Raw genomic sequence first — 12,500 nt, 5'->3', positions numbered from 1 at the left:
CGGAGCGGTCCTCGGGCCCTCCGGCATGAACGAAGGGCCATCCCTGGGACGCAGGGGTGGCCCTTTTGCTTGGCGCCGCCTGGGTCCGGTTTTCCCGACCCACGTGACGCTGGCGTCAATCCCGCCCTGGCCTTAGGTTCCCGGACGTATTGGAACGCCACGGGAGGGCTTATCGGATGACGAAAAACATTGCCTGGACGCTCGGCGGCACCGCCGCCCTCGCGCTGGGGGTCGCCATGCCGGCCCTCGCGCAGGACTTCTGCGGGGCCTGAGCGCGAACGGCCAGTGGATCGGCGGGAACGAGGCGGCCTCGGACGTCGCCACCGCCGCCAGCTACATGGAGCAGATGGCGCTAGTGCTCCAGAACAACGAATACGTGGCGCTGTTCTCGACATCGGCGCCGACCCAGGTCCGCATCGAGGCGCAGGGCCGCGGCGCGGGCGATCCCCAGATCGAGCTCCGGGACGAATCGGGCGCCGTGGTGGCCTCGGACGATGATTCGGGCGGCAACGGCGCCGCGCGGTCCGAGACCCAGCTCCAGCCTGGCCGCTACTGCCTGTCGATGAAATCCTACGACGGCTCGCCCATGACGGGCTTCGTCCGCGTCGGCCGCACCGACCAGGAGGCGCTGACCACGGGGATGGACCAGCCGGCGCAGCCCACCCAGCCCACCGATCAGCCGGCCGACATGCCCATGGACACGCCCGTGGGGCCGAGCGCGCCGGGCGGAACCTGCGACTCGTCGGTGATCTCCGCCTACATCTCGGACGCGCCGCTCGACATGCAGATCGGTGCGGCGCCGGTCACCGTCACCGCCTCGGTGGACCAGACCCCCTATTGGGGCTTCACCCTGAACGCGCCGACCGCGATCTCCATCACGGCCGAGAACGAGGCCGCCGACCCCAGCATCACGCTCTACGACTCCTATGGCTCCTACCTGTCCGAGAACGACGACTGGGACGGGCTCGACTCGCGCATCGACATGTCGAGCCCGCTCCAGCCGGGCACCTACTGCATCGCCATGAACGCGCTCAGCGACACCAGCCAGCCGATCACCGTCAGCGTCTCGGCCTACGACGCTCAGGCCGCCCAGATCGACATGTACGACCGCGGCGAGGCCGCCCCGCCGCTCGACGGCTCCTACCCGATCACCGCGCTCGGGCCCCTCTCGACCCGGCTGCGGCAGGACGCGCAGACCACCGACACCGCCACCTGGTTCTCCTTCGACGTGAGCGAACCCGGCCTCGTGCTGATCGAGGCGGTGACGAACGGCCAAGGCGATCCGGAGCTGAGGCTGTTCGACGACTTCGGGCGGCAGCTTGCCTACAACGACGACAAGGACAGCAGCGGCGGCTCGCTCGACTCGCTGGTGACGGCCCGCGTGACCCCCGGCACCTACCTCGTGGCCGTGCGTCAGCTCGGCGAGGGCACCCAGGCGCTGACCCGCCTCCTCCTCGAGCGCTACGTCCCGGCCCAGTGACCCCAGGAGGCCGACGGGCGGCCCCCTCCCTCGGAGGGGCCGCTTCCGCTCTGCCCCGGGGTGGCGGTCACTCCTGGAGCTGCCGCCCCAGCGTGTCGGCGAGGAGCCGCACCAGCGTGCGCTCGTCCAGGTAGCCGGTGGCGGTCATCCCCCGGTCGCGCTGGTAGTTGCGCAGGGCGCGCCGGGTGTCGGCGTCGAAGGTCCCGTCCACCTCGCCCGGCTCGAGGCCCAGCGCGTCGAGCCGCTGCTCGATCACCCGGGCGGTGAGGGCGTTGAGGCCCAGCGCCTCCTCCCCGGCGCGGGCCTGGGCGTTGGCCTCGGCCTCCCGCCCGGCCTGCACGAGCTCGCCGCGGCGCGACCGCGCTTCCTCGATGAAGCGGCCCTGCGGATAGGCCTCCAGGTAGCGCTGGTAGGAGGCGACGGTGTCCGCCCGGCGCGCCGCATCCCAGGCAGCGCGGTCCTGCGCCTGCGCCTGCGCCCGCTTGGCCTCCTCGATGCGCTGGAGCTGGTCGTTCGCGTCCTCGGCGAAGAGCCCGTCCGGGTAGCGCGCCACATAGGCCCGCAGGCCCGCCTCGTCGCCCCGCGCGCCGGTCTCCTCCCAGTAGGCGCGGTCGGCCCTCTCGGCCGCCTGCCTCTGGAGCTCCGCCTCGGCCTCGAGCTGCTGGGCGCGTCGCGCGGCCTGGCCCGACAGGCGCTCGATCTGCTCGCGGTCCAGGTAGGAGGTCTGCGAGAAGCCGTTCTGCTGCTGCCAGTCGGTGATCGCCGCCCGCGTCCCCGGCCCGAAGATGCCGTCGATCCCGCGCGGGTCGAAGTCGAGGAGCGCGAGGCTCCTCTGGATCTCGCGCCGCTGATCGGTGGAGAGGCGCAGCGTCTCCTCGGCGAGCCGCGCCTCACGATTGGGCTCGGACAGGATCGCCTCGATGCCCTGCCGCGCCTGGGCGGCGTAGCGCCCTTGCGGATAAGCGTTCAGGTAGTTCTGGTAGGCCTGCACCGTGTTGAGCGCGACCGCCCCCTGCCACAGCGCATTCTCCTGCGCCTGCTCCGCCTGCGGCGCGGGGGATGGGGCGGGGCGGGCGGCCGGGTTGAAGACGAAGCCGCGCGGAAGGTAGCCCTCGCCCTCGATGGCCCCGTTCTCGGCCACCAGCCGCGCGAGGTCCGCCCCGGGCGCCGACAGCTCGTCCGCGAGGAAGTTGGCCGCCTCGCGCGGGGTCCCCTGCAGGAGCGTCACGCCCTGCGGAACCTCGATCTCGCCCACGCCCTCGTGCAGCCAGGGATCGAAGTCCCGATCCTGCGCGGGGTCCACCCCCAGGAGCAGGACCGACCGCGAGGGCAGCGTCGCCATGACCTGCAGCACGCTCTCCACCGGCACGGCGCGCACGCCCATGCGGAAGAGCGTGGGTTCCGCGACGTCGCGCGTCAGGTACCAAGTCCGCTGTCCATCGGTGACAAATCGGCCCGACAGCACCACGAGGAGCCGGTCGGCCTCGGGCGCCCCACGTCGAGAAGGCAGCCGCAGGGCGCGCGCCACGTCATCGGCGCGCGCGTCTTCCAGGGCGGTGACCTCGAAGCCCAGGGGGCGCGAGGCCGTCCACCGCCTCCGCGACCTCCGCCCCGCGCGCCAGGTCGGGCAGGCTCTCGTAGGTCCCGGTCCCCATCACCAGCGCGACGCCGTCGGCCAGCGCCGGAAGGGGCGCGAGGGCGGCGACGGTGGCGAAGAGAAGCGAGCGGCGGCGCATGGGTTCGTCCTTTCCTGTGGCCCCGCGGCGCAGGAGGCGCGGGGGACGGGAGCGAGATGGGGCCCAGCCCCGGCGCTATGCAATAACGGCGCGTCGCCAGCGGCTGCGGGTCAGCCCTCGAGAGCGCTGTCCTCGGCGTCGCTGGGCGAGATGCCCATCGCGTCGAGCCCCGCCTCCAGATGCTCGGCCAGGTGGTCCACGCCCTTGAGGTACTCGTTGGTCGGGATCGTCGCCTGTTCCATGGCGGTGCGCCGGGCGTCCTCGAACTCCTCGGCCTCGAAATCGCCCCGCCCGACCCAGACCAGCGCCACGAGGTCCGCGAGCTCGTCCTCGTTCATCCCTTCAAGGAGGCCGTCGAACTGCTCCTCGGCGCCGGTGAACTGCTCGACCATCTCGCGGGCGAGAAGGATCACCTCGCCGACCTGGTCCGCCCCGATGTCCATGAGGATCTCCCTGCTCGTTCCCTTGTGGCCCTCGAACGGGCCGGCCCGGGCCCCGGTTCCGTCCTCAGCCGCTGTCCGCGCCCATCGTCAGCGGACGCCCCGGCCCCTGGGCCTGCGGCGGATTGCCCAGCGGGAGCATCGCGCCCCCGGCCGAGCCCACGGGCACGGCGACCCGCTCGTCCAGGGTGCGGTAGCCGTGCGGATAGGGCGTCTCCAGCGACGGGGCGTCGCCGTCCCCGGTGCCGTTCGGCCGCGCGTTCCAGGCGATGGGCCAGTACTCCCCGCCGCGCTGCACGTAGCCGTCCCCGCCATAGGAGAGCCAGAAGGTCCGCCCGTAGAGGCCCGTCACCACGAACCAGTCCGGCGTCCGCCGGAGCTGCCCGGCCGGTCCCGCGTCGCTGCCGGCGCAGATCGCCTGCCCGCCCCGGCAGGGCACGAGCCGGTAGGTCGCGAGGTCGGCCATGCCGTCGGGCCCGGTGACCGACAGAGCGCCGTTGGCGAAGGGCATCTCGGTGAAGGACTGCTCGACGGCGCGGTCGTAGTCCGCCCGGACATTGGCGAACTCGAGCGATTCGGGCGCGACAGAGGTGTCCATGGGGGGAATCGGCTCGCCCCCGAGCTGCGCGCAGGCCCCGAGCAGCAGCAGCCCCGCCATCGTCCCCGCGCTGCGTCCGATCATCTCTGGCTCTCCCCGGTTCACCGTCGGGTGAACGCTAGCCCGCCGCCCCTCGCCTGTCCATCAGCGCCGGCCGAAGAGCCTCTCGATGTCCTTCAGGCGCAACGCCACGAAGGTGGGCCGCCCGTGGTTGCACTGCCCGGCGTTGGGCGTCGCCTCCATCTCGCGCAGCAGCGCGTTCATCTCCTCGGGCCGGAGCCGCCGCCCCGATCGCACCGAGCCATGGCAGGCCGCGCGGCTCAGCACCGCGTCGAGCCGCCGCGCCACCGCCTCGGGCCCGCTCCCGCCCTCCTCGGCCAGGGCGTCGGCCACGTCCCGCACCAGCGCCGCCCCGTCCGCGCCCCCAAGGGCGGCGGGCACCTCGCGCAGCGCCACCGCGCCCCGTCCGAAGGGCTCCAGCACCAGCCCGAGCCGCGCCAGCTCCTCCGCCGCCAGGCCGACCCGCTGAGCGTCCGCCTCCGGCAGCTCCACCACCAGCGGGATCAGCAGCGCCTGCGAGGGCACGCGGCCCTGCGCCGCCTCGCGCTTCAGCCGCTCATAGACGAGCCGCTCGTGTGCCGCATGCTGGTCCACGATCACGAGGCCCTCCGAGGTCTCGGCGATGATCCAGTTCCCGTGGAGCTGCGCCCGAGCCGCCCCCAGGGGATGCACGCCCTCGTCGTCCTCCGGCGCGACCCAGGGCGCGACGGGCGGCATCGCCTCGGCGAGCCCCGGCGCCTGCATCTGCCACGCGGTCTCGACCGCGCGGGGCGAGGGGCGGGACACGAGCGGCAACTGCGGCCGAGCCACCTCGACCAGCTCCTCGGCCAGCATCGGCGCCGGCCGCGCCGGGGCCAGGGCCCGCCGCAGCCCCCCCACGACCAGCCCGCGCACGAGATCCGGGTCGCGGAACCGCACCTCGGCCTTGGCCGGGTGCACGTTCACGTCCACCAATCGCGGGTCGCAGTCGAGGAACAGCGCCGCCATCGGATGCCGCCCGGAGGCGAGGACGTCCATGTAGCCCGCCCGGAGCGCGCCCAGCAGCAGCTTGTCCCGCACGGGGCGCCCGTTGACGAAGACGTGCTGCGCGGTGGCGTTGCCCCGCGCTTCCGCCGGCAGCCCCGCCCAGCCGGTCAGGTGATGCCCCTCCCGCTCGGCGTCCAGGGGCACCGCCCCCTCCGAGAACCCGCGCCCGAGCACCGCCCGCAGCCGCCGCCGCAGCGCCTCGCGCGGGTCCTGCAGGTCCGGCACCTCGGCATCGAGCCGCAGCACCAGCCGCTCGCCCTCGGTGAGGTCCCGCAGCGTGAACGCCACGAAGGGCTCCGCCATGGCGAGCCTTCGCACCACGTCGGCCACCGCCATGGCCTCCGCCCGCTCGCCCCGCAGGAACTTGAGCCGCGCGGGCGTGGCGAAGAAGAGGTCCCTGACCTCCACCACCGTCCCGCGCGTGATCGCGGCAGGCCGCACCTCGCCCAGCCGCCCCCCTTCCGCCGCAAGCGCCGCTCCGTCCTCGCCCAGCACCCGGCTCGTGAGCGTGAGCCGCGCCACGGCCGCGAGCGAGGCCAGCGCCTCCCCCCGGAACCCGAAGCTGCGGATGTCGAGGAGGTCCGCCCCATCCGTCTTGCTGGTCGCATGCCGCGCCAGCGCCAGCGGCAGCTCCCCCGCGCGGATGCCGCAGCCGTCGTCCTCCACGCGGATCAGCGCCCGCCCGCCCTCGCGGATCGCCACGTCGATGCGCGTGGCCCCGGCGTCGAGCGCGTTCTCCACGAGCTCCTTCACGGCCGAGGCAGGCCTTTCGACCACCTCGCCCGCCGCGATGCGGTCGATGGCGCGCGGGTCGAGCGGCCGGATCGTGGGGACGACGGACGGAGCCTGGGTCATGCCGCACAGACTAGGCGCGCGCCCCGGCTGGTCCAAGGGCGCGCGTCGAAGTCACGCCTCGCGTGGTCAGGGCGTCGCGGCCTCGGCGGGCTCCGGCGCCGCGACCGCGGCCCCCGCCGAAGGGGTTGCCGCCGCGGCATCCGTCGCGACCGCCGGGGCGGCCCCGCCGTCCAGCCCCTCGGGCTGCCCCACCACCACGACATGCAGGTGGTCGGGGTCCATCAGCTCCGACGCCACCCGCTTGATGTCGTCCATGGTCACCGCCTCGATGTAGCTGTTGCGGTTGACCACGTACTCGGGCGGCAGCCCGATCATCTGCATCCCCACGAGAATGCCCGCGATCTCGGCGTTGCCGTCGAAGCGCAGCGGATACTCCCCGGTGATGTAGGTCTTGGCCGCCTGCAGCTCCTCCTCCGTCACCCCGTTCGCCGCCACGTCCGCCCAGATCTCGCGCACGAGGTCGATGGCCTGCCCGATGGTGCGGTTGTCCGAGGCCACCGAGCCCAGCCACAGGTCGGTGTAGTCCTTGTCCACCAGCACCGTGCCGATGCCGTAGGTCAGGCCCCGCTTCTCGCGCACCTCGTCCATCAGCCGCGACTCGAAGCCGCCGCCGCCCAGGATGTGGTTCAGGACATAGGCCGCGAAGTAGTCCGGATCGTCCCGCCGCAGCCCCCGCTGCCCGAAGAGCGCACTGGCCTGCGGGGTCGGGTAATCCACCACCGTGGTGCCGCCGTCGAGCTTGGGCGCGACCTCTGAGGGCAGCGCCGGCCCGTCCTGCGGCAGGTCGCCCAGCAGGGTGTCGAGCAGCTTCCCCAGCTCGTCCGGCGTGATGTCCCCCACCGCGGCCACGTAGACGCGGCCCTTGACCAGCGTGTCCTGCCGCGCCTGGAGGATGTCCTCGCGGGTCAGCCCCTGGACCGACTCCGCCGTCCCGTTGATCGAGCTCCCGTAGGGATGCCCCGGAAAGGCCTCGGCCATCCAGGTGTCGCCGGCGATGGTGCTCGGGTCCTGCGCGTCGGAGGCGATGATCGACAGCACCTGCCCGCGCACCCGGTCGATGGCGTCCTGGTCGAAGCGGGGCTCGACCAGCGCCTGCCGCAGGAGGTCCACCGCCGCGTCGCGGTTCTCGGTCAGCATGGTGGCCGAGACCGCCACCGCGTCGTCGTAGGCCTCGAAGTCGAAGGAGGCGGCGAGCCCCTCCCGCGCGGCCTGGAACTGCCGCGCATCCAAGTCGCCCGACCCTTCCTCCAGCGTCGCCGTCATCAGGTTGACGGCGCCCCGCTTGCCCTCGCGGTCGAGGTTGGACCCGCCGCGGAACCAGATCTCAAGCGCGGTGAAGGGGATGGAGTGCTCCTCCACCAGCCAGGCCTTGATGCCGCCCGGCGAGGTCACCTGCTGGATGTCCACGGCGGCCTGGGCCGCGACGGCCCAGACGGTCGCGACGGCGGCGAGAAGGACACGGATCATTGGGCAACCTCCTCGGCGCCGGATTCGGGGGGTGGCACGGCCGCCTCGGCGGGCAGGGCCTGGGCCTCGTCGGATGGCGGCGCCTCGCCGGGGGCGGGGAGACGTAGAGCGTGACCGAGGAGTCGGGGTCGAGCACGTCGCGCGCCGCCGCCATGATGTCGTCCGCCGTCACCTGCTGGAGCACCTCGGGCCAGCCCTTGATGTCCTCCACCGACAGCCCGGAGGCGAGCCCCGCCCCGTAGCGGTTGGCGAGCCCCTCGACGTTGTCCCGCGCGTAGATCTCCGAGGCCTTGAGCTGCGTGCGGATGCGCTCGAGCTGCCCGGGGTCCACCCCTTCCTGCAGGAATTCGGCGACGGCCTTGTCCATCGCCGCCTCGGCCTCCTCCAGGGAGACGCCCGGCTGCGGCGCGACCGTGATCGCGAAGGTCCCGTCGTCCAGCGCCGTCCCGTCGTAGCCCGCCCCGGAGAAGAGCGCGACATGGGCGTCGAAGGTCAGCTTCTCGGCCAGAACCGAGGTGAAGGACGAGCCGCCCAGGATCTCGGCCAGATAGGTCAGCGCGGCAGCCTCCCTGGCCTCGCCCTGCCCGCGCGAGGGCGCGATGTAGCTGCGCGCGACATAGGGCTGCGACACGCGCTGGTCCTCGTAGGTCACCCGCCGGGGGGCGAGCTGCGGCGGCTCCTGCGCGCGGAACCGCTCTGGCAGCCCGGGCTCGGCCGGCAGCGCGCCGTAATGTTGCTTGGCCATGGCGATGACATCGTCCGGCTCCACGTCGCCCGCGACCACCAGGATCGCGTTGTTGGGCGAATAGTAGAGGTCGTAGAAGTCGCGCACCGCGTCCTCGCCCAGCCCTTCCATCTCGTGCCGCCAGCCGATCACCGGCGTGCCGTAGCGCGAGTTGAGGAACAGCGCCGCCCGCGCCTGCTCCCGCGCGACCGAGGAGGGATCGCTGTCCACCCGCGTGCTCCGCTCCTCGAGGATCACCTGCCGCTCGGTCTCGATGTCCTCGGAGGTCAAGCGGAGGCCGTTCATCCGGTCCGCCTCCATTTCCATCATCAAGGGCAGACGGTCGGCCGCGACGCGCTGGTAGTAGGCGGTGTAGTCGTAACTCGTGAAGGCGTTGTCGGTGCCGCCGTTCTCGGCCACGACCCTGCTGAACTCCCCGGCTGCCATGTGGTCGGTCGCCTTGAACATCAGGTGCTCGAGGAAGTGCGCGGCACCCGACACGCCGGGCGGCTCGTCGGCGGACCCGGTCCTGTACCAGACCATGTGCACGGCCACGGGCGCGCGATGGTCCTCGATCACCACCACCTCCATGCCGTTGTCCAGCGTGGCGGTGGTCACCTCCTGCGCCAGCGCGGGCGGGGCCGCGAGGAGAAGCAGGAGGGCGGGAAGGCGTGGCATCGGCGGCTCCTCCGAAACGGCGTCGGGCGCCACGTTCCACGGAAGCGGCCGCCCCCGCAAGCCGGGGCAACGGCGAGTTGATGGCCCGCGAGGGAGAGGGATCAGCGCCCCGGCGTCGCCCGGTTGACGCCGCCCGGCGGCGGGAGCGCGTTGGTCTCGGGGATCGCCAGCGGCTGCGCGGGGGTCAGCACGATCGGGTTGGGCGTGGTCCGCCCGAACTCGGCTCGCCAGTCGCCGCGCGCGCCGCCGCACGCGGCCAAGAGCACGAGCGCGGCCCAGGCCGCCCGCCGGAGATGAGGCGAATTCGTCATGCCCGACCTCATAACCCAGCCCATGGCCGGCGTCACCCCATCATCTTCGGTGTCCGGGTCCCGCGAGGACGCCCCTTGCCCTCGGCCGGGGTCGACTTGCCCGCCGCGCGGGGGGCGGCCCGGCTCTCGGCCCTGGTCGTGGGCTTGCCCCCGGACCTCGGCGCGGTCGGGCCTTCTCCCTTCGGGGCGGCCCTCGACCTCTCCCGGCCGTTGCCCCGTCCGGCGAAGAGCACGAGCCCCACGGCCCCCAGGAAGACCGCGATGTCCGCCACGTTGAAGGCCCAGGGGTTCTCCAGCCCGCAGCAACTCATGTTGAGGAAGTCCGCGACCGCGCCGTAGAGCACCCGGTCCACGACGTTGCCGATGGCCCCGCCAACCAGCAGCCCCGCCGACAGGTGGACGAGCTTGCCGCCTCCCTCGCGGCGGACCCAGATCACCACGAAGGTCGAGATGCCGACCGCCAGCGCCACCAGCGCCCAGCGCATGTCGATCCCCGACAGGAGCCCGAAGTTCACTCCCCGGTTCCAGGCCATGCGCAGGTTGACCCAGGGCGGCAGGAGGTCGATCTCCATCCGCGTCCGCAGGTCGAGCCAATGGACCACCAGCCACTTGGTGGCCTGATCGACCAGGAAGACCCAGAAGGCCATCCAGACCATGAGTCGCGTGGGCGGGGGTTCTCTCAGGCGGGGCATGTCAGTGGCGGAAGTGGCGCATGTCGGTGAATACCATGGCGAGGCCCCTCTCGTCCGCAGCGGCGATCACCTCCGCGTCGCGCATGGACCCTCCCGGCTGGATCGCCGCGCGCACGCCTGCCTCGGCCGCCGCGACCAGCCCGTCGGCGAAGGGGAAGAACGCGTCCGAGGCCAGCACCGGCGCCCGCGGGGCCGTGGCCATCTCGCCCATCTTGCGCGCGGCGATGCGGACCGAATCGACCCGGCTCATCTGCCCCGCGCCGATCCCGACCGTGGCCCCATCCTCCGCGAGGACGATGGCGTTCGACTTGACGTGCTTCGCCACCTTCCAGGCGAAGAGCAGGTCGCGCATCTCCGCCTCCGTGGGCGCGCGCTTCGTCGCGACCCGGAGCTGCGCGGGATCGAGCGCCCCGCTGTCCCGGTCCTGCGCCAGGAACCCGCCCACCACCTGCTTCCACATCAGCCCCGGCGCCCGCGCGTCGGGCAGCCCGCCCGCGAGCAGCAGCCGCAGGTTCCCCTTCCGCGCGAACACCGCCTTCGCATCCTCGTCCGCGTCGGGGGCGATCACCACCTCCGTGAAGACCTTGGCGATGGCCTCGGCCGCCGCCCCGTCCAGCGGTCGGTTCACCGCCACGATGCCGCCGAAGGCGCTCACCGGGTCGCAGGCCAGAGCCTTGGCGTGCGCCTCCACGAGGCTCCCGCCCACCGCCACCCCGCAGGGATTCGCGTGCTTGACGATGACGCAGGCGGGCTCTCCGCCCCCGAACTCGCCGGCCAGCTCATAGGCCGCATCCGTGTCCGCGATGTTGTTGTAGGACAGCTCCTTGCCCTGCACCTGCAGGGCCGTCGCCACCCCGGCCCGCGCCTCGCCCCCTCGGTAGAACGCGGCCTTCTGGTGCGGATTCTCCCCATAGCGCAGCGTCTGCACGAGCCGACCCGTCAGCGCCCGGAACGCCGGCGCCTTCTCGCCCCCGGCCATCCAGGCCGAGATCGCCGCGTCGTACTCCGCCGTCCGCGCAAAGGCCTTCCGCGCCAGCCCGCGCCGGAACGCCCCGGTCGTCCCACCCTGCGCCTCCAGCTCCGCCAGCAGCGCCGGATAGTCCGCCGGGTCCGTCAGCACGGCCACGTCGGCGTGGTTCTTGGCGGCCGCCCGGATCATCGCCGGCCCGCCCACGTCGATCTGCTCGACCGTGTCCTCGAAGGACGCGCCCCGCGCCACGGTGGCCTCGAACGGGTAAAGGTTCACCACCACGAGGTCGATGGGTGCGATCCCGTGCTGCTCCATCTCCGCGACGTGCCCGGCGTCGCCGCGCTTCCCCAGGATGCCCCCATGGATGCGCGGATGCAGCGTCTTGACGCGCCCGCCCAGCATCTCCGGGCTCCCCGTGACCTCGGCCACCTCCGTGACCTCCAGCCCCGCCTCGCGCAGCATCCCGGCCGAGTTGCCCGTGGACACCAGCGCCACGCCCCGTTCGGCCAGCCCCCGCGCCAGTTCCAGGAGCCCCGCCTTGTCCGACACGGACAGGAGGGCGCGGCGGACGGGTCTCAGGTCTTCGGTCATTCGTCCTCCTCGTCCCAGTCCATCCGGGGGTTCAGGTCGCGCAGGCCCTCGGGTGTGCCGTAGGCCTTGGCCAGAGTCCAGCGAAGCTGCGTATGCCGCCGGATCGCCCGCCCCGACAGCACGATCTGCAGCGTCGGGCGCGGCCGGAGCCGTCCCTCCTCGAGGTAGGCCGAGTCCTCGACCAGCACCGTCCCCTCGCCCTCGTGGGAGAACACCCATTCCTCGCCGCTCTTCAGGAGGATCGCTACGTCACCCCGGGGCCCCACCTCCGCCTCTACGTCCGGGTGGAGGTGGAACCGCACCGCGAAGGGAATCCCCAGCCGGTTCGAGGCGTCGATGGCGCGGTCGAAGGCCTCCCCGTCCGGGGCGGTCAGCGTGGTCAGCAGGTCCTCGCCCTCCAGCACCCGCCCGTCGGGCGAGAGGTGGAGGACGCGGGCATGGGTCAGGCCGTGGCTCGTCCGCCAGCCGTCCTGCGCGAGCTCGGCCCTGAGGCCCCCCGCGCCCGCCGCCGCCTCCGCGATGACCCGGGCTGGCCCCTCCACGAGGCGCGCGCCCTCCTCGCCCGGCAGGGGCACCCCCAGCCGCGCGCTCGACACCGTGTCGAGGGCCAGGGTGGAATGGCTCGCCGTGGCGCGGGCGGCGCGGCGCCAGCGCTCGCCGTAGCTGCGCCCCGAGCCCATGCTCACCACCAGCGGCCGCCGCCCGGAGGTGAGCTCGAAGGCCAGCGTCGAGGCGTGCGCGGCGACCGAGTCGGGGCCCGTGGGCGGCGGGCCCGCGTCCACCACCACCGTCGTCCGCCCCGCCGCGAGCCGCAGGTAGCCCATGTGGAGCGGCACCCCCGCCTTGCCGACCGGGAGCGAGGGCCGCCCCGC

General features: G+C 73.2%; 12 protein-coding genes. 1 reads left to right on the top strand and 11 read right to left on the bottom strand.

Going from position 1 to position 12,500, the window contains the following annotated elements; translation table 11 throughout:
• The first annotated feature begins 346 nt into the window (after positions 1-346).
• Complete coding sequence (locus tag RUMESO_RS10770; RefSeq protein WP_245639234.1) at positions 347-1,480, top strand: PPC domain-containing protein; 1,134 nt, start codon at positions 347-349, stop codon at positions 1,478-1,480.
• A gap of 67 nt (positions 1,481-1,547) precedes the next feature.
• Here RUMESO_RS10770 and RUMESO_RS10765 read toward each other — a convergent pair whose 3' ends face one another.
• The 11 genes from RUMESO_RS10765 to RUMESO_RS10715 form a co-directional block, all read right to left on the bottom strand.
• A complete protein-coding gene (locus RUMESO_RS10765; RefSeq protein ID WP_051521233.1) occupies positions 1,548-3,008 on the bottom strand; it encodes a peptidoglycan-binding domain-containing protein in 1,461 nt (486 codons plus the stop codon).
• 1 nt (position 3,009) lies between these two features.
• Positions 3,010-3,216, bottom strand: a complete 207-nt coding sequence (locus RUMESO_RS27140; RefSeq protein WP_051521232.1) for a hypothetical protein — start codon at positions 3,214-3,216, stop codon at positions 3,010-3,012.
• Between the two features lie 110 nt (positions 3,217-3,326).
• Entirely contained in the window at positions 3,327-3,659 is a 333-nt protein-coding gene (locus RUMESO_RS10755) for a DUF3775 domain-containing protein (protein WP_037280170.1), read from the bottom strand.
• Between the two features lie 64 nt (positions 3,660-3,723).
• The gene (locus RUMESO_RS10750; RefSeq protein WP_051521231.1) at positions 3,724-4,338 is read right to left on the bottom strand and encodes a hypothetical protein; all 615 of its coding nucleotides are present in this window, start codon (positions 4,336-4,338) and stop codon (positions 3,724-3,726) included.
• Between the two features lie 60 nt (positions 4,339-4,398).
• The gene (mutL, locus tag RUMESO_RS10745; protein ID WP_037280169.1) at positions 4,399-6,195 is read right to left on the bottom strand and encodes a DNA mismatch repair endonuclease MutL; all 1,797 of its coding nucleotides are present in this window, start codon (positions 6,193-6,195) and stop codon (positions 4,399-4,401) included.
• A 66-nt stretch (positions 6,196-6,261) separates the two neighbouring features.
• A complete protein-coding gene (locus RUMESO_RS10740) occupies positions 6,262-7,602 on the bottom strand; it encodes a M16 family metallopeptidase (protein ID WP_245639244.1) in 1,341 nt (446 codons plus the stop codon).
• Complete coding sequence (locus RUMESO_RS10735; RefSeq protein ID WP_245639233.1) at positions 7,520-9,064, bottom strand: M16 family metallopeptidase; 1,545 nt, start codon at positions 9,062-9,064, stop codon at positions 7,520-7,522. Before RUMESO_RS10735 ends, RUMESO_RS10740 begins: the two co-directional genes overlap by 83 nt.
• A 101-nt stretch (positions 9,065-9,165) precedes the next feature.
• Complete coding sequence (locus tag RUMESO_RS10730) at positions 9,166-9,375, bottom strand: hypothetical protein (protein WP_037280168.1); 210 nt, start codon at positions 9,373-9,375, stop codon at positions 9,166-9,168.
• A 32-nt stretch (positions 9,376-9,407) separates the two neighbouring features.
• Positions 9,408-10,022 (bottom strand): signal peptidase II, encoded by a 615-nt coding sequence (gene lspA / locus RUMESO_RS10725; RefSeq protein WP_425414900.1) that lies wholly within the window; start codon positions 10,020-10,022, stop codon positions 9,408-9,410.
• A gap of 46 nt (positions 10,023-10,068) precedes the next feature.
• Positions 10,069-11,628 (bottom strand): bifunctional phosphoribosylaminoimidazolecarboxamide formyltransferase/IMP cyclohydrolase, encoded by a 1,560-nt coding sequence (purH, locus tag RUMESO_RS10720; RefSeq protein WP_037280166.1) that lies wholly within the window; start codon positions 11,626-11,628, stop codon positions 10,069-10,071.
• Positions 11,625-12,500: heparinase II/III family protein (locus RUMESO_RS10715; protein ID WP_169791160.1), on the bottom strand; the 876-nt coding region annotated here is incomplete at its 5' end. The genes RUMESO_RS10715 and purH, both read right to left, overlap by 4 nt.

It is taken from the genome of Rubellimicrobium mesophilum DSM 19309, assembly GCF_000600335.2.
Taxonomy (GTDB): Bacteria; Pseudomonadota; Alphaproteobacteria; order Rhodobacterales; family Rhodobacteraceae; genus Rubellimicrobium; species Rubellimicrobium mesophilum.
The sequence above is the reverse complement of the archived record's forward strand: the minus strand, read 5'-3'. Positions and strand labels throughout refer to the sequence as shown.

Bases quoted from the DNA above. Each gene is read 5' to 3' on its own strand.
- RUMESO_RS10755 (WP_037280170.1), bottom strand. From the start codon at position 3,659: ATGGACATCGGGGCGGACCAGGTCGGCGAGGTGATCCTTCTCGCCCGC.
- RUMESO_RS10750 (WP_051521231.1), bottom strand. From the start codon at position 4,338: ATGATCGGACGCAGCGCGGGGACGATGGCGGGGCTGCTGCTGCTCGGG.
- purH (WP_037280166.1), bottom strand. From the start codon at position 11,628: ATGACCGAAGACCTGAGACCCGTCCGCCGCGCCCTCCTGTCCGTGTCG.
- mutL (WP_037280169.1), bottom strand. From the start codon at position 6,195: ATGACCCAGGCTCCGTCCGTCGTCCCCACGATCCGGCCGCTCGACCCG.
- RUMESO_RS10770 (WP_245639234.1), top strand. From the start codon at position 347: ATGGCGCTAGTGCTCCAGAACAACGAATACGTGGCGCTGTTCTCGACA.
- RUMESO_RS27140 (WP_051521232.1), bottom strand. From the start codon at position 3,216: ATGCGCCGCCGCTCGCTTCTCTTCGCCACCGTCGCCGCCCTCGCGCCC.
- lspA (WP_425414900.1), bottom strand. From the start codon at position 10,022: ATGGCCTTCTGGGTCTTCCTGGTCGATCAGGCCACCAAGTGGCTGGTG.
- RUMESO_RS10730 (WP_037280168.1), bottom strand. From the start codon at position 9,375: ATGACGAATTCGCCTCATCTCCGGCGGGCGGCCTGGGCCGCGCTCGTG.
- RUMESO_RS10735 (WP_245639233.1), bottom strand. From the start codon at position 9,064: ATGCCACGCCTTCCCGCCCTCCTGCTTCTCCTCGCGGCCCCGCCCGCG.